The following is a 19,203-nucleotide window of genomic DNA, read 5'->3' on the forward strand; positions in this document are numbered from 1 at the left end:
CCTAGGACGTCAGTCATGTACAAGTTGTTCTTCCGCCTCGTCTTCCGGCGCATGGACCCCGAGCGGGCGCACCACCTCGCCTTCCGCTGGATCCGCCTCGCGGCCCGCATCCCCGTGCTGCGCACCTTCGTGGCGGCCGTCTTCGCCCCCCGCCACAAGGAGCTGCGCACCGAGGCCCTCGGCCTGCGCATGCACGGCCCCTTCGGGCTCGCCGCCGGCTTCGACAAGAACGCCGTCGCGATCGACGGCATGTCGATGCTCGGCTTCGACCACATCGAGATCGGCACCGTCACCGGCGAGCCGCAGCCCGGCAACCCCGGCAAGCGCCTCTTCCGCCTCGTGCAGGACCGCGCGCTGATCAACCGCATGGGCTTCAACAACGAGGGCTCGCTGGCCGTCGCCGCCCGCCTGGCCTCCCGCACCCCGGCCTTCCGGACCACCGTCGGCGTGAACATCGGCAAGACCAAGGTCGTCCCCGAGGCCGAGGCCGTCGGCGACTACGTGAAGTCCACCGAGCGGCTGGCCGCCTTCGCGGACTACCTCGTGGTCAACGTCTCCTCGCCGAACACGCCGGGCCTGCGCAACCTCCAGGCGACCGAGGCGCTGCGCCCGCTGCTGACCGCCGTGCGCGAGGCCGCCGACCGCACCGTGCGCTCGCGCCGCGTCCCCCTCCTGGTGAAGATCGCGCCCGACCTCGCCGACGAGGACGTCGACGCCGTCGCCGACCTCGCCGTCGAGCTGGGCCTCGACGGCATCATCGCCACGAACACGACGATCTCCCGCGCGGGCCTGACGACCCGGGGCGACGTCGTGAACGAGACCGGCGGCCTGTCCGGCGCGCCCCTCAAGGAGCGCTCCCTGGAGGTCCTCAGCCGCCTGTACGCGCGCGTGGGCGACCGGATCACCCTCGTGGGCGTCGGCGGCGTCGAGAACGCCGAGGACGCCTGGCGGCGCATCCTGGCCGGCGCCACGCTCGTCCAGGGCTACTCGGCCTTCATCTACGAGGGCCCGTTCTACGCCCGCGCGATCCACAAGGGCCTCGCCGCCCGCCTGAACAACTCGCCGTACGCCACGCTCGCCGACGCCGTCGGCGCCGATGTCCGGAAGAAGGCCGCCGCCGCATGACAGTCCTCGCACCCTTCGGTGCCCGCCTGCGCCGCGCCATGGACGAGCGCGGGCCGCTTTGCGTCGGCATCGACCCGCACGCCGCCCTGCTGGCCTCCTGGGGCCTGGAGGACGACATCGCGGGCCTGGAGACCTTCACCCGCACCACCGTCGAGGCGCTGGCCGGGACGGTCGCCGTGGTCAAGCCGCAGATGGCCTTCTTCGAGCGGTTCGGCTCGCGCGGTGTCGCCGTGCTGGAGCGGGCCGTCGCGGACCTGCGGGCCGCGGGCACCCTCGTCGTCATGGACGCCAAGCGCGGCGACATCGGCTCGACCATGGCCGCGTACGCGCAGACCTTCCTGGACCCGGGCTCCCCGCTGTTCTCGGACGCCCTGACCGTGTCGCCGTATCTCGGCTACGGCTCGCTGCGGCCGGCCGTCGACCTCGCGCGCGAGTCCGGCGCCGGGCTCTTCGTGCTCGCGCTCACCTCCAACCCGGAGGGCGGCGAGGTCCAGCACGCCGTCCGGGCCGACGGACGGAACGTGGGCGCCACGATGCTCGCCCACCTCGCCGAGGAGAACGCGGGCGCGACCCCGCTGGGCTCCTTCGGCGCCGTCGTGGGCGCGACCCTGGGCGACCTGTCCGGGTACGAGCTCGGGATCAACGGTCCGCTCCTCGCGCCCGGCATCGGCGCGCAGGGCGCGACGGCGGCCGATCTGCCGTCCGTCTTCGGCTCCGCGGTCCGCGACGTCGTGCCGAACGTGAGCCGCGCCGTGCTCGAGGAAGGGCCGTCCGTGACGGCACTGAGGGACGCGGCCGTGCGGTTCGCGGACGAGGTGCGTGCGGCGGTCGGGACCGCCGGCTGAGCCCGTTCGCGGGTGGCACTGCGTGCCTACCTTGGGCCCGCCGTCCGAATCCTGACCGATTTAGTGGACGATATGTCCGAAATGCACGGCCTGGGCACAGCTGACCAGGACTTTTCCGCTGTTCTCGCTGACTCTGACCGCCGTGGCCGCTAGTCTCCGACGAGAGCGAACGGGCGAACGCAGGCAAGGGCGTTGTCCGTTGCTCACCAGGTGTGGGGCGACCAGCTTCCGCACCGGTCCGTATCCGACAGTTCGACATCCGAGGTGACGTAGGCGTGGCTCTTCCGCCCCTTACCCCTGAACAGCGCGCAGCCGCGCTCGAGAAGGCCGCCGCGGCTCGCCGGGAGCGGGCCGAGGTCAAGAATCGACTCAAGCACTCCGGTGCCTCGCTGCACGAGGTCATCAAGCAGGGCCAGGAGAACGACGTCATCGGCAAGATGAAGGTCTCCGCCCTGCTGGAGTCCCTCCCGGGCGTGGGCAAGGTCCGCGCCAAGCAGATCATGGAGCGTCTGGGGATCTCCGAATCCCGCCGGGTGCGCGGTCTCGGTTCCAACCAGATCGCCTCCCTGGAGCGCGAGTTCGGCAGCACCGGCGCCTGAGTGCTTCCGGACCGGCTCCGGGGCTGGTCCGGGCACTCCGGAACAACTGGAATAATCGCTGCATGAGTGAACGTCCGCGGCTGACCGTGCTCTCCGGCCCCTCCGGGGTCGGCAAGAGCACGGTCGTCGCTCATATGCGCAAGGAACACCCCGAGGTCTGGCTCTCGGTGTCGGCGACGACCCGCAGGCCGCGCCCGGGCGAGAAGCACGGTGTCCAGTACTTCTTCGTCACCGACGAGGAGATGGACAAGCTGATCGCCAACGGCGAGCTCCTGGAGTGGGCCGAGTTCGCGGGGAACCGCTACGGCACTCCGCGACGTGCCGTCCTCGACCGCCTCGAAGCGGGCGAGCCGGTGCTCCTGGAGATCGACCTCCAGGGCGCCCGTCTGGTCCGCGAGTCGATGCCCGAGGCGCAGCTGGTCTTCCTCGCCCCGCCGAGCTGGGAGGAGCTGGTGCGCCGGCTCACCGGGCGGGGGACCGAGTCCGCCGAGGTGATCGAGCGCCGTCTCGACACCGCGAAGGTGGAGCTGGCCTCCGAGGCGGAGTTCGACACGACGCTTGTCAATACCTCCGTCGAGGACGTGGCCCGCGAGCTGCTAGCCTTGATGAAGGTCCTTTGATCTTTACCCCAGTCGGGACTCCGGTCCCGGCCCCCATCGGAAGGCAGAGAGTGTCCTCTTCCATCACCGCGCCCGAGGGCATCATCAACCCGCCGATTGATGAGCTGCTCGAAGCAACCGACTCGAAGTACAGCCTGGTCATCTACGCCGCCAAGCGCGCGCGCCAGATCAACGCGTACTACTCGCAGCTCGGTGAGGGCCTGCTCGAGTACGTCGGCCCGCTGGTGGACACCCACGTCCACGAGAAGCCGCTCTCGATCGCCCTCCGCGAGATCAACGCGGGCCTGCTGACGTCCGAGGCCATCGAGGGCCCCGCGCAGTAGCACCCGTTTCTCGCAGCATTCACGTCACCACAGGCCCGGCAGCGCGACTGCCGGGCCTGTGGTGTGTCATGGAGGCGTACGTGTCCTCGTACGCAGCAGTGGAGTCAGGGGAGAGCCGGTGTCGTCGAAGCCCAACGTCGTCCTGGGGGTCAGCGGCGGTATCGCCGCCTACAAGGCGTGCGAGCTGCTGCGCCGTCTGACGGAGTCCGGCCACGACGTGCGCGTCGTGCCCACGGACTCCGCGCTCCACTTCGTCGGCGCCGCCACCTGGTCGGCCCTGTCCGGCAACCCGGTCTCCACCGAGGTCTGGGACTCCGTCCACGAGGTGCCGCACGTCCGCATCGGCCAGCACGCGGAGGTGGTCGTGGTCGCCCCGGCCACCGCGGACCTGCTCGCCAAGGCCGCCCACGGCCTCGCCGACGACCTCCTGACGAACACCCTGCTCACCGCCCGTTGCCCGGTCGTCTTCGCGCCGGCCATGCACACCGAGATGTGGGAGCACCCGGCGACCCGGGAGAACGTCGCCACGCTGCGCCGCCGCGGCGCCCTCGTCATCGAGCCCGCCGTCGGCCGGCTGACCGGCGTCGACACCGGCAAGGGCCGCTTCCCCGACCCGGTCGAGATCTTCGAGTACGTGCGCCGGGTGCTCGCCCGCGGACCGGTGGTCCCGGACCTGTCCGGCCGGCACGTCGTCGTCAGCGCCGGCGGCACCCGCGAGCCCCTCGACCCGGTCCGCTTCCTCGGCAACCGCTCCTCCGGCAAGCAGGGCTACGCGCTCGCCCGCACCGCCGCCGCGCGCGGCGCCCGGGTCACGCTGCTGTCCGCGAACGCGGGCCTGCCCGACCCGGCCGGTGTCGACGTCGTCCACGTGGGCACCGCCGTCCAGCTGCGGGAGGCGGCCCTGAAGGCGGCCGGGGACGCCGATGCGGTCGTCATGGCGGCGGCCGTCGCCGACTTCCGCCCGCAGACGTACGCCACCGGCAAGATCAAGAAGAAGGACGGCGAGGAGCCCGCGCCGATCGCCCTCGTGCGCAACCCCGACATCCTGGCCGAGATCGCCGCCGGGCGGCCGCGCCCCGGCCAGGTGGTCGTGGGCTTCGCCGCCGAGACCGACGACGTCCTCGCCAACGGCCGCGCCAAGCTCGCCCGCAAGGGTTGTGACCTGCTCGTCGTCAACGAGGTGGGGGAGCGCAAGACGTTCGGCGCGGAGGAGAACGAGGCCGTCATCCTCGGCTCCGACGGCAGCGAGGACCCCGTGCCGTACGGCCCCAAGGAGGCCCTCGCGGAGCGGATCTGGGACGCCGTCGTGTCCCGGTTGCCCCGGGTCGGATGAAAAAAGCGCATTCGCCCCTTTGGGTGCACCCAAGACACGAAAACGCCATGATTTCGGGCGCCCGGCGCTCTTCCTAAGACCGATCGTCATATCGGAGAATGCGGTGTCGCAGGTCACAGCGCTCCCAGTAGGCGAGACACGTGGTCCGGCGAGCGAGCACGACCGATAAACTGTTTCTGGATGTCGTCGGGCGCAGCTCCCGTACCCATCCGTAAATGATCAGCCAGCAGCCGCTGCAACCACAGGGAGCGTTGTGTCCCGTCGCCTGTTCACCTCGGAGTCCGTGACCGAGGGTCACCCCGACAAGATCGCTGACCAGATCAGCGACACCATTCTCGACGCGCTGCTGCGCGAGGACCCCACGTCCCGCGTGGCCGTCGAGACGCTGATCACCACGGGCCTCGTGCACGTGGCCGGCGAGGTCACCACCAAGGCTTACGCGCCGATCGCGCAGCTCGTGCGCGACAAGATCCTGGAGATCGGCTACGACTCGTCGAAGAAGGGCTTCGACGGCGCGTCCTGCGGCGTCTCGGTCTCGATCGGCTCGCAGTCGCCGGACATCGCGCAGGGCGTCGACACCGCGTACGAGAAGCGGGTCGAGGGCGATGACGACGAGCTGGACAAGCAGGGCGCGGGCGACCAGGGCCTGATGTTCGGCTACGCGTGCGACGAGACCCCGGAGCTGATGCCGCTCCCGATCCACCTCGCGCACCGCCTGTCGCGCCGCCTGTCCGAGGTCCGCAAGAACGGCACGATCCCCTACCTGCGCCCCGACGGCAAGACGCAGGTCACCATCGAGTACGACGGCGACAAGGCCGTCCGCCTCGACACCGTCGTGGTCTCCTCGCAGCACGCCTCCGACATCGACCTGGAGTCGCTGCTCGCCCCCGACATCCGCGAGTTCGTCGTGGAGCCGGAGCTGAAGGCGCTCCTCGACGACGGCATCAAGCTGGAGACCGAGAACTACCGCCTCCTGGTCAACCCGACCGGCCGCTTCGAGATCGGCGGCCCGATGGGCGACGCCGGCCTGACCGGCCGCAAGATCATCATCGACACCTACGGCGGCTACGCCCGGCACGGCGGCGGCGCCTTCTCCGGCAAGGACCCGTCCAAGGTCGACCGCTCGGCCGCCTACGCCATGCGCTGGGTCGCCAAGAACGTGGTCGCCGCCGGACTCGCCTCGCGCTGCGAGGTCCAGGTCGCGTACGCGATCGGCAAGGCCGAGCCGGTGGGCCTGTTCGTCGAGACGTTCGGCACGGCGACGGTCGACCCGGACAGGATCGAGTCGGCGATCTCCGAGGTCTTCGACCTCCGCCCGGCCGCGATCATCCGCGACCTCGACCTGCTCCGCCCGATCTACTCCCAGACGGCCGCCTACGGCCACTTCGGGCGCGCGCTGCCCGACTTCACGTGGGAGCGGACCGATCGGGTGGACGCTCTGCGTACGGCCGCGGGGCTGTAACCCGCGTCCTGTCCGGTGGGCTCGGCTCCTCCTTCGGGAGGGCCGGGCCCACCGCTGTGCGCGGGCCCGGTCTGTCGGTGCCCTCTGGTAGGAATGCAGGTGTGAGCAGCGAGGACGGCGGGTCGGGGCAGGGGGGCGGGGAGCCCGAGCAGCTGGCGTTGATCCGGGAGAGTGTGCGGCGGGCCAAGGCGCCGAAGGCCAAGCCTCGGACGTGGCGGGGGGCCGCGCTGGCCGAGGAGCTGCCCGTCGCGCGGGTGCTCGTCGACAAGGGGGTGCTGCACCTCGACCGGTACTTCGAGTACGCGGTGCCCGCGGAGCTGGACGCCGTCGCGCAGCCGGGGGTGCGGGTCCGGGTGCGGTTCGGGGCCGGGGCGAAGAACGTGCGGGACGGGCGGCGCGAGGGCGGCGGCCTCATCGACGGCTTCCTCCTGGAGCGGGTCGCCGAGGCCGAGTACCAGGGGCCCCTCGCCGCCCTGGCGCAGGTCGTGTCGCCCGAGCAGGTGCTCGGGCCGGAGCTGCTGGGCCTGACGCGGGCGGTGGCCGACCGGTACGCCGGGAGCCTCGCGGATGTGCTCCAGCTCGCGATCCCGCCCCGGCACGCCAAGGCCGAGGCCCGGGAGTTCCCGCCGCCGCCCGAGCCGCCCGCCGCGCCCGGGCCCGGCTCCTGGCAGCGGTACGAGCGGGGGGCCGACCTCATCGCCTCGCTCGCCGCGGGCGGCGCCCCGCGCGCCGTGTGGACCGCGCTGCCCGGCCCCGAGTGGGCCGACGAGATCGCCCGGGCCGTGCGGGCGACGCTGGCGTCGGGGCGCGGCGCCCTGGTCGTCGTACCGACCGTGCGGCTCGCCGCCCGGGTCGATCGGGCGATGCGGGAGCTGCTCGGGCCCGGCCAGCACGCCGTGCTCACCGCCGAGGCCGGGCAGCAGCGGCGGTACGCGGAGTGGCTCGCCGTGCGGCGCGGCGCGGTCCGGGCCGTGGTGGGGACCCGGGCCGCCATGTTCGCGCCCGTGCGGGACCTGGGGCTCGTCGTCGTCTGGGACGACGGGGACGCGCACCACAGCGACGACCGGGCGCCGTTCCCGCATGTGCGCGAAGTGCTCGAACTGCGCGCCGCGCGGGACAAGTGCGCCTTCCTGGCCGGGAGTTGGAGCTGCACCGTCGAGGCCGCGCAGCTGGTGCGCAGCGGCTGGGCGGCCGCCGTCGCCGCCCCCCGGGCCGAGGTGCGGCGGACCGCGCCGCTGGTGCGGACCGTCGGCGACCTCGACCTCGCGCGGGACGAGGCGGCGCGGGCCGCCCGGCTGCCCAGCATCGCCTGGGAGACCGCGCGGACGGCGCTGCGCGAGGGGCCCGTGCTGGTGCAGGTGCCCCGGCGCGGCTATGTGCCCCGGCTGGCCTGCCAGCGCTGCCGCGAGCCGGCCCGGTGCCGGGCGTGCGCCGGGCCGCTGGAGGCGCGGGAGGCGACCGGCGTGCTCGCCTGCGGCTGGTGCGGGCGCGAGGAGCCCGGCTGGCAGTGCGCCGAGTGCGACGGCACCCGGCTGCGGGCCCAGGTCGTCGGCGCCCGCCGGACCGCCGAGGAGCTGGGCCGGGCGTTCGCCGCCGTGCCGGTGCGGACCTCGGGCCGCGAGCAGGTCCTCGACAGCGTGTCCGGGGAACCGGCGCTCGTGGTGAGCACCCCGGGCGCCGAGCCGGTGGCCGAGGGCGGGTACGCGGCGGCGCTGCTGCTGGACGGCTGGGCCATGCTCGGGCGGCCCGACCTGCGGGCCGGCGAGGAGGCGCTGCGGCGCTGGATCGCCGCGTCGGCGCTGGTCCGTCCCCAGGAGGCGGGCGGCACCGTCGTCGTCGTGGCCGAGCCGACGCTGCGGCCCGTGCAGGCGCTGGTGCGCTGGGACCCGGTGGGCCACGCCGTGCGGGAGCTCGCCGACCGGGCCGAGCTGGGCTTCCCGCCGGTGTCCCGGATGGCCGCGGTGAGCGGCGCGCCGGACGCGCTGGCGGAGTTCCTGGGGGCGGTCGAACTGCCCGCGGACGCCGAGGTGCTCGGGCCCGTGCCGGTGGCGGGGAGCGGCGGCGGGGGGACCCGCGGGCCGGGCCCGCGGCCCGCGGAGCCCGCGGGCGGCGAGCAGGAGGAGCGGGCGCTCGTGCGGGTGCCGCCGGGCAGCGGCGCCGCGCTCGCGGCGGCGCTCAAGCAGGCGCAGGCGGCGCGCATGGCGCGCGGCGGGAGTGAGCCGGTGCGCGTGCGGGTGGATCCGCTCGACATCGGGTGACCCGGCGTCAGGCGCGGTTGCCGCGGGGGCGTCAACATGGCGAGGCCTCCCCGGACGTGAAGTGCGGGGAGGCTGCGTCGTACGGGGACGGTGCGGTGTCGGCGTCAGCCGTTGCGCGGACCGGGGAACGCGCTGGGGCGCACCTCCTCGCGCAGGCCCGAGCTGCCCGCGGTCGGCTGGGTCGGCATCGACCGGGCGGCGGGCACCGAGGGCAGCGGGCCCGCGGCCAGCGGCACCGGCGGGCGCGGCGCGGTGGCCGTCGGGGTGTCGGTGGCGCGCTCCGCCTCGGCGGCGGCCTGGGTGGCGGCTCGGCGCGCTCCGTAACGGCGGTGCACCGCCTGCTTGGTGACTCCGAGCGCGGAGCCCACCGCGTCCCACGAGAATCCCAGCGAGCGGTCGAAGTCCACGGCCGCTGTCACCAGGGTCTCGACGCTGTCCCGGAGCTCCTGGGCGAGGCGGACGGTCGGGGCGGGCGCCCTGCCGTAGACGACGAACCCCGCGGAGGGGCCGGAGCGGCGCGGGCGGTAGACGTTGCCGAGCTGTGCGGTGAGGGTGCGCAGTGCGTCCACCTGCCGTCGGACCCGCTCGATGTCCCGCACCAGCAGGTGCAGGCTGGCCCGTGCCTGGGCGTCGTGGGTTGCGTGGTCGGCCATTTACAAGCCTCTCGAACCGGCGATGAAGATGAGAATGATGGGCCGCTCGCGCACCGAACGACGACCGTGTCCGGCGACGATCGAGTGCTGACGGCCCGCTGACTGGTCAACTCTTTCTTGACCAACGCGCCATGCGGTGAGGGGTCACGCTGTTCGGGCGTATCCGCATATGCGCAGGGCGCACGTTCTGGCGTGCGCCCCATGCGTGTGTGCGAGCGGGCCCCCATAGACTGGTGCGCTGCCCGTCACCCCGCCCGAGAGGCCACGATCCACCGATGAAGCTCGTCTTCGCCGGCACCCCCGAGGTCGCCGTACCCGCCCTGGACGCCCTGATCGCCTCCGACCGGCACGAGGTCGCCGCGGTCGTCACCCGGCCCGACGCCCCCGCCGGGCGCGGGCGCCGCCTGATCGCGAGCCCGGTCGCCGAGCGGGCCGAGGAGGCGGGCATCGAGGTGCTCAGGCCCGCCAAGCCGCGCGACGAGGAGTTCCTGGCCCGGCTGCGCGAGATCGGCCCGGACTGCTGCCCGGTCGTCGCCTACGGCGCGCTGCTGCCGAAGACCGCGCTCGCCGTGCCCGCCCGCGGCTGGGTCAACCTGCACTTCTCGCTGCTGCCCGCCTGGCGCGGCGCCGCGCCCGTGCAGCACTCGATCATGGCCGGTGACGAGATCACCGGCGCCTCGACCTTCCTCATCGAGGAGGGGCTCGACTCCGGGCCGGTGTACGGCACGGTGACGGAGGCCGTCCGGCCCACGGACACCAGCGGGGACATGCTGACGCGGCTCGCGTTCGCCGGGGCCGGGCTGCTCGTCGCGACCATGGACGGGATCGAGGACGGGTCCGTGCACGCCGTGCCACAGCCCGCCGACGGCGTCTCCCTCGCCCCGAAGATCACCGTCGAGGACGCCCGGATCGACTGGGCGGCGCCCGCGCTCCGCGTCGACCGGGTGGTGCGCGGCTGCACCCCGGCGCCGGGTGCCTGGACCGAGTTCCGCGGCGAGCGGCTCAAGGTGCGCTCCGCCGTGCCGGTGCCGGACCGCACCGACCTGGCGCCGGGCGAGCTGGCCGTCGGCAAGAAGAATCTGTACGTGGGCACCGGCTCGTACGCCGTCGAGCTGCTGTGGGTGCAGGCCCAGGGCAAGAAGCCGATGGCGGCGGCGGACTGGGCGCGCGGGGTGCGCATCGCCGCGGGCGAGCGGCTGGGCTGAGGCCCGGCCGGGCCCGGAAGGGCCCGTGCGGGGGCCGGGCCGTAGGCTGGGAGGGTTGACATCGGCGTGCGCCCCCGCGCGTGACGCCCGTACGAATCCAGCAGCGGAGCACCTTTGAGCGACCAGCCGACCTCGTCGAGCCGTGGCCCCCGCAAGCCCGGCAAGCCCCACCGCCGTCCCAAGAAGGACCCGGTGCGCATCCTCGCCTTCGAGGCGCTGCGCGCGGTCGACGAGAGGGACGCGTACGCGAATCTCGTGCTGCCGCCGCTGCTGCGCAAGGCGCGCGAGAAGGAGGGCCCGGAGAAGTTCGACGGACGGGACGCGGCCCTCGCCACCGAGCTGGTCTACGGCACGCTGCGGCGCCAGGGCACCTACGACGCGATCGTGGCGGCCTGCATCGACCGGCCGCTGCGCGAGGTCGACCCGCCCGTCCTCGACGTGCTGAACCTGGGCGTGCACCAGCTGCTCGGGACCCGGATCCCGACGCACGCCGCCGTCTCCGCCTCGGTGGAGCTGGCGCGCGTGGTGCTCGGCGACGGACGGGCCAAGTTCGTCAACGCCGTGCTGCGCAAGGTCTCGCAGCACGACCTCGACGCCTGGCTGGAGCGCGTCGCGCCGCCGTACGACGAGGACCCCGAGGACCATCTCGCCGTCGTCCATTCGCATCCGCGATGGGTCGTGTCGGCGCTGTGGGACTCGCTGGGCGGCGGGCGCGCCGGGATCGAGGACCTGCTGGAGGCGGACAACGAGCGGCCCGAGGTGACGCTCGTGGCGCGGCCCGGGCGGACCACCGCCGAGGCCGTGCTCGCCGAGGTCGGCGAGGAGTCGGGGCTGCCGGGGCGCTGGTCGCCGTACGCCGTGCGGCTGTCCGAGGGCGGTGAGCCGGGGTCGTTCGACATCGTCAGGACCGGGCGCGCCGGAGTGCAGGACGAGGGCAGCCAGCTCGTCGCGCTCGCGCTCGCGAACGCGCCGGTCGAGGGCTCCGACCGCGCGTGGCTCGACGGGTGCGCCGGGCCGGGCGGCAAGGCCGCCCTGCTCGCCGGGCTCGCCGCCGAGCGCGGCGCCGTGCTCCTCGCCTCCGAGAAGCAACCGCACCGCGCCGGGCTCGTCGCCAAGGCGCTGGCCGGCAACCCGGGCCCCTACCAGGTGATCGCGGCGGACGGGACGCGCCCGCCGTGGCGGTCCGGCACCTTCGACCGCGTCCTGATGGACGTGCCCTGCACGGGACTCGGCGCCCTGCGGCGGCGGCCCGAGGCGCGCTGGCGGCGGCGGCCGGAGGACCTGGACGGGTTCGGCCCGTTGCAGCGGAGCCTGCTGCGGACGGCGCTCGACTCGGTGCGGGTCGGGGGTGTCGTGGGGTACGCGACGTGCTCGCCGCACCTCGCCGAGACCCGGGCCGTCGTCGACGACGTGCTGAAGTCGGTCGGCGGCGCCGAACTCATCGACGCGCGGCCCCTGATGCAGGGCGTGCCGGGGCTCGGCGACGGGCCCGACGTGCAGCTGTGGCCGCACCTGCACGGCACCGACGCGATGTATCTGGCCCTGATCCGGCGGACCTCCTAGCCGCTCCTCACGCTCCGGTGGCCGTGCGGGGCGGGCGCCGGGCCGGAGCGGGCCGGCGGGTGGGGCCACCAGATCTTCGGGCCCACGTCCAGGAACAGCGCCGTCACCAGCACCGACCGCACCACGAAGGTGTCCAGGAGGACGCCGAGGGCCACCGCGAAGCCGATCTCCGCGAACGCCACCATCGGCAGCGTGCCGAGGGCCGCGAAGGTGCCGGCCAGCACCAGGCCCGCCGAGGTGATCACCGCGCCGGTCGCGGCCAGGCCCGTGACGACGCCGGCGCGGGTGCCCTGGCGGATCGCCTCCTCGCGGATGCGGGTCGTGAGGAAGATGTTGTAGTCGATGCCGAGCGCCACCAGGAACACGAAGACGAACAGCGGGAAGTCCGTGCTCTCGCCCGCGTAGCCGAACAGGTGGCGGAAGGCGAACGCGCTGACGCCGAGGGCCGCCGCGAACGACAGCACGACCGTCCCGATCAGCAGCAGCGGCGCGACCAGGGCGCGCAGCAGCAGGGCCAGGATCAGCAGCACGACCACCAGCACCAGCGGGATCACCAGTCTGTTGTCGTGCGTCGTGGCGCGGTCCATGTCGAGCAGGGCCGCCGCGCCGCCGCCCACCGCGGCCCGGGCGCCCGGCACCGCGTGCACCGCCCGCCGCACCCGTTCCACCGTGTCCTGGGCGGCCCGGCTGTCGGACGGGGCGGTCGTCGTCGCCTCGAACAGGACCCGGCCCCCGGCCTCGGGCGCGGTGCCCGGCGGCGCCCCGACGCTCCGCCGGACCACGCCGTCCGTACCGGCGACGGCGCCGCGCACCGCGGCGGCCCGGTCCCGGTCCGCGACGACGACGAGCGGATCGCCGTTGCCCGCGGGGAAGTACTTCGCGGACACCTCCTGCCCGACGATCGAGTCCGGCCTGGTCGTGAACGAGTCGGCGTTGCCGATGCCCTCGGCGCGCAGCTGGAGCAGGCCGAGCGACAGCACCGCCAGGATCCCGGCCGTCGCGCCCCACACCAGACGGGGGCGCAGGGCGATCCGCCGCCCGGAGCGGGCCCAGAAGCCGCGCACCGTGGGCTCCGGGCTGCCCCGCCGCGGCACCAGCGGCCAGAAGATCCAGCGGCCGAGGACCACCAGCAGCGCCGGGAACAGCGTCAGCATCGCGGCCAGGCCGACGGCGACCCCGACGGCGGCGACCGGGCCGAGGCCGCGCGTGGAGTTCATCTCGGCCGTCAGCAGCACCAGCATGCTCAGCACCACGGTCGCGCCGGACGCGAGCACGGCCGGGCCCGCGCGGTGCAGGGCGAGCGCCATCGCCTCGTGCCGGTCCTCGTGGCGGCGCAGCTCCTCCCGGTAGCGGGCGACGAGCAGCAGCGCGTAGTCCGTCCCCGCGCCGAACACGAGGACGGTCAGGATGCCCGCGCTCTGGCCGTTCACCGTCAGCCCGGCGTGCCGGGCCAGCAGATAGACCAGCGCCTGGGCCGTGAACAGCGCCGCCACCACGCTCACCACCGGCACCAGCAGCAGCGAAGGGCTGCGATAGGTGCACAGCAGGATCACGATGACGATGCCGAGCGCCGCGAACAGCAGCGTCGAGTCCAGGCCGTCGAACGCCTCGGCGAAGTCGGCCGAGGTGCCGCCCGGGCCCGTGATGTGGACGGCGAGCCCGCCGTGCGAGGTGCCCGTGCGGTCCCGGACCGCGCCGACGGCGTCGGCGATCTGCTGCCAGCCCTTCGCGTTCATCGTCACGGGGATGTACGTCTGCGCCGCCGCGGGCCGCGCTTCGTCGTCGTAGACCGGGCCCCGGACCTCGGTGCCGCGCAGCCCGAACGTCCCGAGCCGGCGCAGTTCGCCCGCGTCGCGCTCGATGCGGGTCCGGTCCGCCGCGGTGAGGCCGCCCTCGCGCGCGTAGACCACGATGGCCGGGATGGTCTCCGGCCGGAAGTCCTTGGAGGCGCCGAGGACCCGGGTGGACTCGGCGGAGCCGGGCAGCCAGGACTGGGCGTCGTTGTCCTGGGCGCCGGTGAGTCTCTGGGCGAGCGGGGCCGCGCCGACGATGATCACCAGCCACAGCACCAGCACCAGCCACTTGCCGCGCCGCCCGCACACCAGCCGGGCGGCGCCGCGCCGCGCGGGCCGCTCCCGCCGGCCGCGCTCCGTGCGTCCGCCGTCGCGCACCCCGCCCTGCCCGTCCGCCATGGCGCCCCCCGCCGTGTGCCGTGCGGTGCCTGCTCCGCCGGCCGCCCACCATGGCACGCGAGGGCACGGCTCGGCATCGGTCCGCGGGACCGGTCAGGACCGAGGCGGGAAAGCGGCGCCGGGCATGGCAGTCTTGGGGCATGGCCGTTCAGATCAACCCCAGCATCCTCTCCGCGGACTTCGCGCGCCTTGCCGACGAGGCACGGGCGGTCGCGGGCGCCGACTGGCTCCACGTCGACGTCATGGACAACCACTTCGTCCCGAACCTGACCCTGGGGGTGCCGGTCGTAGAGTCGCTGGCACGGGCGACGGACACCCCGCTGGACTGCCACCTGATGATCGAGGACCCCGATCGCTGGGCCCCCCAGTACGTCGAAGCGGGGGCCGGATCCGTCACCTTCCACGCCGAGGCCGCCCACGCGCCGGTCCGCCTCGCCCGGGAGATCCGCGCCAAGGGCGCCCGCGCCTCCATGGCGCTCAAGCCGGCCACGCCCATCGAGCCGTACGAGGACCTGCTCCCCGAGCTCGACATGCTGCTGATCATGACGGTCGAGCCCGGTTTCGGCGGCCAGTCCTTCCTCGACATCATGCTTCCCAAGATCCGCCGGACGCGTGAGCTGATCGCCAAGCACGGCCTGGAGCTGTGGTTGCAGGTCGACGGCGGGGTCTCCGCGTCGACCATCGAGCGGTGCGCGGACGCCGGCGCGGACGTCTTCGTCGCCGGTTCGGCGGTATACGGCGCGAGCGACCCGGCCGAGGCGGTCCGCGCGCTGCGCGAGCAGGCGGCGGCGTCGACGACCTGGGCATGCGGACACTGAGCCACGGTTCCGTGAACGGCGTTCCTTCGGGGCTGATCAAATCCGCGGGATCTGCAAGGATGAACGACGTATCCAGGTTGTGAACAGAAGAGGGTGCGGTGGGCGCCCCATGAGTGCCTGTGTCCACCTTTGTCGTGTGAGTCGTGAAGAAGAGCAGTGAGGAGATCGCCGTGTCCGCATCATCGGCGGGACGCGCAGCCCTGAGGATGGGACCCGCGGAGCTGATGCAGGCGGCGGCCATGGCCCGTCGCTTCTATCTGGAGGGCAAGTCCAAGATCCAGATCGCCGAGGAGTTCGGCGTCAGCCGCTTCAAGGTGGCCCGGGTCCTGGAGACCGCCCTGGAGCGTGATCTCGTACGCATCGAGATCCGGGTCCCGGCCGAGCTGGACGCGGACCGCTCCGACGCGCTGCGCGCGCGGTACGGCCTGCGGCACGTGGTGGTCGTCGAGTCGCCGGCCGACGCCGAGGAGTCGCCCGATCCCGAGAACCTGGGGGAGGTCGCCGCCGACCTCCTGGGCGAACTCGTCACCGAGGGCGACGTCCTCGGTCTCGCGTGGGGCCGCTCCACCATCCACATGGCCGCCGCCCTCGACCGGCTCCCGCCGTGCACCGTCGTGCAGCTGACCGGTGTGTACGACGCCGGGACCGCCGAGCGCGGCTCCGTGGAGGCCGTGCGGCGCGCCGCGCAGGTCTCCGGCGGGGACGCGCACCCGATCTACGCGCCGATGCTGCTGCCCGACGAGGCGACCGCCGCCGCGCTGCGCAATCAGACCGGGATCGCCCGCGCCTTCGAGTACTTCGACAAGGTCACCGTCGCGTGCGTGTCCATCGGCTCCTGGGAGCCGGGCATCTCCACCGTCCACGACATGCTCAGCGACGAGGAGCGCGCGCACTACGCCTCGCTCGGCGTCGCGGCCGAGATGTCCGCCCACCTGTTCGACGCCCAGGGGCGCCGGGTCGGCCGGGACCTCGGCGAGCGCTGCATCACCGTCGAGGCGGACCGGCTGCGCCGCATACCTGAGGTCGTCGCGATCGCGGGCGGGCAGCGCAAGGCCGCCGCCATCGACGCGGTGCTGCGGTCGGGGCTCGTGACCAGCCTGGTCACCGACACGTCCGCGGCCGATTTCCTGCTGACAGCGGGGCCGACGCCCAAGCCCGCGCTCCAGCGGGCCGACCCCGACGGAGTGTGAGGCCGCGGGGCTCGGCCCCGGGCCCCGCTCCTCGACCGCCGGAGGGGTTCATCCGTGGTTCGTCGTCTCCTGTGTCTGGTGCTGGTCTGCGGCGCCCTTCTCCTCGGGTGCTCCGCAGCCGGCTCCGGCACGGACACCGTCCGGGAGAGCCGGCTGCCCGCCGAGGCGCGGCGCACGCTCACCCTCATCGACCGGGGCGGCCCCTTCCCGTACGAGAAGGACGGCAGCGTGTTCGGGAACTACGAGCACGAGCTGCCCGCCGAGCGGCGCGGCTACTACCACGAGTACACCGTGCCCACCCCGGGCTCGCGCGACCGGGGCGCCCGGCGCCTCGTCACCGGTGCGGCGGGGGAGACGTACTACACCGATGACCACTACGAGTCGTTCAAGGAAGTGCTGCGATGAGCGCCAGCGGTGACTGGACGGTCCGCGTCCTGGACCTCGAAGGGGCCGTCGACAAGGCCGCCTTCATGGACCGCTGCGCCACCGCCCTCGACCTGCCCGCGTGGTTCGGGCGGAACTGGGACGCGCTGGCCGACGCGCTCGGCGACGCCGGGCAACTGCCCCCGCCGGCCGCCGGGCACCGACTGCTGCTCGTCGTCACCGGCTGGCGCGGGTACGCCCGGCGCGAGCCCGGCCAGTGGGAGATCGCCCAGGAGGTCTTCGAGCGGGCCGCGGCGGTCCGCGTGGCCCTGGCGCTCGGCCCCCTCTAGGAGCCCGCCGCGGCTCAGGCCCGCCGGACCGGCTCGGCCCCGGCCCGCGGCGCCGAGGAGTGGGGTCCGTCCGCCGTCGCGAAGGTCAGCTTCACCGACAGGTACGCGAAGACCGGCCCCAGGGCGTTCATGGCGACCACGCTCAGCCAGGCCACCCACTCGTCGCCCGGGTCGTGGCCGAAGCCGCCGAAGTACGTGGCGAAGTAGCAGGCGAACCCGAAGAACATGCCGGGGACCAGGGCGAGGGCCCGGAGCCGGCCCGCGTACATCAGGGCGCTGTTCACGACCAGGACGACCAGCGCCTGGAACGTGTCGCGGGCGAGCCGGCCGATGAAGATCGCCCAGGGCGGCAGATGGAGGGCGTTGCCGCCGATGAACGCCGAGGGGAGGAAGGGGTGGGTGCGCGGGTGCCGTGCTGGTGGGCGACCGGGCTCAGGGAGCCAGGAGTTCGCTCGTGCGGGTGGTGCGGGCGACGATCCGGCCCGCCTTGATGACATGGGTGCGGTCGGGGCGGTCCAGGACGATGTCGTCGTAGGTGGTCGAGTCCAGGACCACCAGATCGGCGCGGGCGCCCGGCCGGACCCCGTAGCTCACCCGCGCGCCCCTGCGTTGCTTCACCCGCGCCCTGGACGCCTTCCCCGACCGGCCGACCCCGCCCTGACCTGCGGCGTCACCGCTCCCGCCGGTGGTCTCATGTGATCGTCCAAGCGGATGCGGCACCCTTGGGACGTTCGGCCCGAAGACGCGGCCATGGGCCCCGTGGGAAAATGAGGTACGTGCTTTGTGCCCCGGCGGCATTCTTCCGGGGCTCCCTCCTAGCGATCGGGACCTGCGCACGTGCGTTTCCTCAATGACATCCAGCCCGCGTACGACCTGACGTACGACGACGTCTTCATGGTGCCCCGCCGCAGCGCGGTGGGCTCCCGGCAGGCCGTGGACCTCTCGTCCCCGGACGGCACGGGCACCACGATCCCGCTGGTCGTCGCCAACATGACCGCGATCGCCGGCCGCCGCATGGCGGAGACCGTGGCCCGCCGCGGCGGCATCGTCGTCATTCCGCAGGACATCCCGATCGAGGTCGTCACCGACGTCATCTCCTGGGTCAAGACGCGCCACCTGGTGCTCGACACCCCGATCGTCCTCGCCCCCACCCAGACCGTCGCCGACGCCCTGGCCCTGCTGCCCAAGCGCGCGCACAACGCCGGTGTGGTCGTCGACGACGCCCAGCGCCCCCTCGGCGTCGTCACCGACGAGGACCTGACCGGTGTGGACCGCTTCACCCAGCTGTCCGAGGTCATGTCCCGCGACCTGCTGCTGCTCGACGCGGACATCGATCCGCGGGACGCCTTCAACAAGCTGGACGGCGCCAACCGCCGCTACGCCCCGGCCGTCGACAAGGACGGCCGACTCGCGGGCATCCTGACCCGCACCGGCGCGCTGCGCGCCACCCTCTACAGCCCGGCCACCGACGCCGAGGGCAGGCTGCGCATCGCCGCCGCCGTCGGCATCAACGGCGACGTGGCGGGCAAGGCCAAGCAGCTCCTCGACGCCGGGGTCGACACCCTCGTCATCGACACCGCCCACGGGCACCAGGAGTCGATGATCTCCGCGATCAGGACCGTGCGCGCGCTCGACCCGCACGTCCCGATCGTCGCGGGCAACATCGTCGCCGCCGAGGGCGTCAAGGACCTCATCGAGGCCGGGGCGGACATCATCAAGGTCGGGGTCGGCCCCGGCGCCATGTGCACCACCCGGATGATGACCGGCGTCGGCCGCCCGCAGTTCTCCGCCGTCCTGGAGTGCGCCGCCGAGGCCAAGAAGTACGGCAAGCACGTGTGGGCCGACGGCGGTGTCCGCCACCCGCGCGACGTCGCCATGGCGCTGGCCGCCGGCGCGTCGAACGTGATGATCGGCTCCTGGTTCGCCGGGACCTACGAGTCCCCGGGCGACCTCCAGCACGACGCCAAGGGCCGTGCCTACAAGGAGTCCTTCGGCATGGCCTCCGCCCGCGCCGTCAAGAACCGGACCTCGGACGAGTCCGCGTACGACCGCGCCCGCAAGGCGCTCTTCGAGGAGGGCATCTCCACCTCCCGCATGTTCCTCGACCCGCAGCGTCCGGGCGTCGAGGACCTGATCGACTCGATCATCGCGGGCGTCCGCTCCTCCTGCACCTACGCCGGTGCCAACTCGCTGGCCGAGTTCGAGGAGCGCGCCACCGTCGGCATCCAGTCCGCCGCCGGCTACGCCGAGGGCAAGCCGCTGCACGCCAGCTGGAGCTAGCGGGACCGCGCTCCGCGCACGCGC

19 protein-coding genes are annotated in these 19,203 nt (G+C 73.6%); 15 read left to right on the forward strand and 4 right to left on the reverse strand.

The features are described 5' to 3' along the window. Positions 1-15: 15 nt before the first annotated feature. The 8 genes from ACIP5K_RS21550 to ACIP5K_RS21585 all read left to right on the forward strand — a co-directional run bounded on the left by ACIP5K_RS21550 (position 16) and on the right by ACIP5K_RS21585 (position 8,565). Positions 16-1,125, forward strand: a complete 1,110-nt coding sequence (locus tag ACIP5K_RS21550) for a quinone-dependent dihydroorotate dehydrogenase (RefSeq protein WP_401411714.1) — start codon at positions 16-18, stop codon at positions 1,123-1,125. Then, on the forward strand, positions 1,122-1,970 hold the full coding sequence (gene pyrF / locus ACIP5K_RS21555; RefSeq protein WP_401411716.1) for an orotidine-5'-phosphate decarboxylase: 849 nt from the start codon (positions 1,122-1,124) through the stop codon (positions 1,968-1,970). The genes ACIP5K_RS21550 and pyrF overlap by 4 nt, the downstream gene beginning before the upstream one ends. A gap of 275 nt (positions 1,971-2,245) precedes the next feature. Next, complete coding sequence (locus ACIP5K_RS21560) at positions 2,246-2,569, forward strand: integration host factor (RefSeq protein ID WP_026246651.1); 324 nt, start codon at positions 2,246-2,248, stop codon at positions 2,567-2,569. 62 nt (positions 2,570-2,631) lie between these two features. Further along, positions 2,632-3,189, forward strand: coding sequence for a guanylate kinase (gene gmk / locus ACIP5K_RS21565; protein WP_401411718.1), 558 nt, complete (start codon positions 2,632-2,634; stop codon positions 3,187-3,189). A 50-nt stretch (positions 3,190-3,239) separates the two neighbouring features. Next, complete coding sequence (gene rpoZ, locus ACIP5K_RS21570) at positions 3,240-3,512, forward strand: DNA-directed RNA polymerase subunit omega (RefSeq protein WP_005319902.1); 273 nt, start codon at positions 3,240-3,242, stop codon at positions 3,510-3,512. A 118-nt stretch (positions 3,513-3,630) separates the two neighbouring features. Continuing rightward, positions 3,631-4,845 (forward strand): bifunctional phosphopantothenoylcysteine decarboxylase/phosphopantothenate--cysteine ligase CoaBC, encoded by a 1,215-nt coding sequence (gene coaBC, locus ACIP5K_RS21575; RefSeq protein ID WP_401411719.1) that lies wholly within the window; start codon positions 3,631-3,633, stop codon positions 4,843-4,845. A 253-nt stretch (positions 4,846-5,098) separates the two neighbouring features. Then, positions 5,099-6,307, forward strand: coding sequence for a methionine adenosyltransferase (metK, locus tag ACIP5K_RS21580; RefSeq protein ID WP_401411721.1), 1,209 nt, complete (start codon positions 5,099-5,101; stop codon positions 6,305-6,307). 101 nt (positions 6,308-6,408) lie between these two features. Further along, positions 6,409-8,565: a primosomal protein N' gene (locus ACIP5K_RS21585; protein WP_401411722.1), complete on the forward strand. Its 2,157-nt coding sequence runs from the start codon at positions 6,409-6,411 to the stop codon at positions 8,563-8,565. Between the two features lie 104 nt (positions 8,566-8,669). Here ACIP5K_RS21585 and ACIP5K_RS21590 read toward each other — a convergent pair whose 3' ends face one another. Then, complete coding sequence (locus ACIP5K_RS21590) at positions 8,670-9,218, reverse strand: hypothetical protein (RefSeq protein ID WP_401411724.1); 549 nt, start codon at positions 9,216-9,218, stop codon at positions 8,670-8,672. Between the two features lie 275 nt (positions 9,219-9,493). On the opposite strand from ACIP5K_RS21590, the gene fmt reads away from it, so the two are divergent. Both fmt and ACIP5K_RS21600 read left to right on the forward strand, forming a co-directional pair. Beyond that, positions 9,494-10,423, forward strand: coding sequence for a methionyl-tRNA formyltransferase (fmt, locus tag ACIP5K_RS21595; RefSeq protein WP_401411725.1), 930 nt, complete (start codon positions 9,494-9,496; stop codon positions 10,421-10,423). Positions 10,424-10,537: 114 nt separating this feature from the next. After that, positions 10,538-11,986 (forward strand): RsmB/NOP family class I SAM-dependent RNA methyltransferase, encoded by a 1,449-nt coding sequence (locus ACIP5K_RS21600; protein ID WP_401411727.1) that lies wholly within the window; start codon positions 10,538-10,540, stop codon positions 11,984-11,986. On the opposite strand, the gene ACIP5K_RS21605 is transcribed toward ACIP5K_RS21600, so the two are convergent. Further along, positions 11,983-14,178 carry an MMPL family transporter gene (locus ACIP5K_RS21605; protein WP_401411728.1) on the reverse strand — a complete coding sequence of 732 codons (2,196 nt, stop codon included), beginning with the start codon at positions 14,176-14,178 and terminating at the stop codon, positions 11,983-11,985. The genes ACIP5K_RS21600 and ACIP5K_RS21605 overlap by 4 nt on opposite strands. 140 nt (positions 14,179-14,318) lie before the next feature. Between ACIP5K_RS21605 and rpe the strand changes: the two genes are divergently transcribed. The 4 genes from rpe (at position 14,319) to ACIP5K_RS21625 (ending at position 16,899) form a co-directional block, all read left to right on the forward strand. Beyond that, on the forward strand, positions 14,319-14,996 hold the full coding sequence (gene rpe, locus ACIP5K_RS21610) for a ribulose-phosphate 3-epimerase (RefSeq protein ID WP_401411730.1): 678 nt from the start codon (positions 14,319-14,321) through the stop codon (positions 14,994-14,996). 206 nt (positions 14,997-15,202) lie between these two features. Then, positions 15,203-16,186, forward strand: a complete 984-nt coding sequence (locus ACIP5K_RS21615) for a sugar-binding transcriptional regulator (protein ID WP_401411864.1) — start codon at positions 15,203-15,205, stop codon at positions 16,184-16,186. A 54-nt stretch (positions 16,187-16,240) separates the two neighbouring features. Further along, the gene (locus ACIP5K_RS21620; protein WP_401411732.1) at positions 16,241-16,591 is read left to right on the forward strand and encodes a ribonuclease domain-containing protein; all 351 of its coding nucleotides are present in this window, start codon (positions 16,241-16,243) and stop codon (positions 16,589-16,591) included. Further along, positions 16,588-16,899: a barstar family protein gene (locus tag ACIP5K_RS21625; RefSeq protein WP_401411734.1), complete on the forward strand. Its 312-nt coding sequence runs from the start codon at positions 16,588-16,590 to the stop codon at positions 16,897-16,899. Before ACIP5K_RS21620 ends, ACIP5K_RS21625 begins: the two co-directional genes overlap by 4 nt. 14 nt (positions 16,900-16,913) lie before the next feature. Here the strand turns inward: ACIP5K_RS21625 and ACIP5K_RS21630 are convergent, their stop codons facing one another. After that, positions 16,914-17,396 (reverse strand): DUF1097 domain-containing protein, encoded by a 483-nt coding sequence (locus ACIP5K_RS21630; protein WP_401411736.1) that lies wholly within the window; start codon positions 17,394-17,396, stop codon positions 16,914-16,916. After that, positions 17,332-17,517, reverse strand: a complete 186-nt coding sequence (locus ACIP5K_RS21635) for a hypothetical protein (RefSeq protein ID WP_401411737.1) — start codon at positions 17,515-17,517, stop codon at positions 17,332-17,334. Before ACIP5K_RS21635 ends, ACIP5K_RS21630 begins: the two co-directional genes overlap by 65 nt. Before the next feature lie 219 nt (positions 17,518-17,736). Between ACIP5K_RS21635 and ACIP5K_RS21640 the strand changes: the two genes are divergently transcribed. Beyond that, on the forward strand, positions 17,737-19,179 hold the full coding sequence (locus tag ACIP5K_RS21640; RefSeq protein ID WP_401411738.1) for a GuaB1 family IMP dehydrogenase-related protein: 1,443 nt from the start codon (positions 17,737-17,739) through the stop codon (positions 19,177-19,179). Positions 19,180-19,203: the final 24 nt, after the last annotated feature.

This window comes from Streptomyces sp. NPDC088785, from assembly GCF_044750685.1.
Classification (GTDB): Bacteria; Actinomycetota; Actinomycetes; order Streptomycetales; family Streptomycetaceae; genus Streptomyces.

Bases quoted from the DNA above. Each gene is read 5' to 3' on its own strand.
- ACIP5K_RS21615 (WP_401411864.1), top strand. From the start codon at position 15,203: ATGGGACCCGCGGAGCTGATGCAGGCGGCGGCCATGGCCCGTCGCTTC.
- gmk (WP_401411718.1), top strand. From the start codon at position 2,632: ATGAGTGAACGTCCGCGGCTGACCGTGCTCTCCGGCCCCTCCGGGGTC.
- ACIP5K_RS21630 (WP_401411736.1), bottom strand. From the start codon at position 17,396: ATGTCATCAAGGCGGGCCGGATCGTCGCCCGCACCACCCGCACGAGCG.
- ACIP5K_RS21550 (WP_401411714.1), top strand. From the start codon at position 16: ATGTACAAGTTGTTCTTCCGCCTCGTCTTCCGGCGCATGGACCCCGAG.
- ACIP5K_RS21590 (WP_401411724.1), bottom strand. From the start codon at position 9,218: ATGGCCGACCACGCAACCCACGACGCCCAGGCACGGGCCAGCCTGCAC.
- ACIP5K_RS21625 (WP_401411734.1), top strand. From the start codon at position 16,588: ATGAGCGCCAGCGGTGACTGGACGGTCCGCGTCCTGGACCTCGAAGGG.
- ACIP5K_RS21605 (WP_401411728.1), bottom strand. From the start codon at position 14,178: ATGGCGGACGGGCAGGGCGGGGTGCGCGACGGCGGACGCACGGAGCGC.
- fmt (WP_401411725.1), top strand. From the start codon at position 9,494: ATGAAGCTCGTCTTCGCCGGCACCCCCGAGGTCGCCGTACCCGCCCTG.
- rpe (WP_401411730.1), top strand. From the start codon at position 14,319: ATGGCCGTTCAGATCAACCCCAGCATCCTCTCCGCGGACTTCGCGCGC.
- pyrF (WP_401411716.1), top strand. From the start codon at position 1,122: ATGACAGTCCTCGCACCCTTCGGTGCCCGCCTGCGCCGCGCCATGGAC.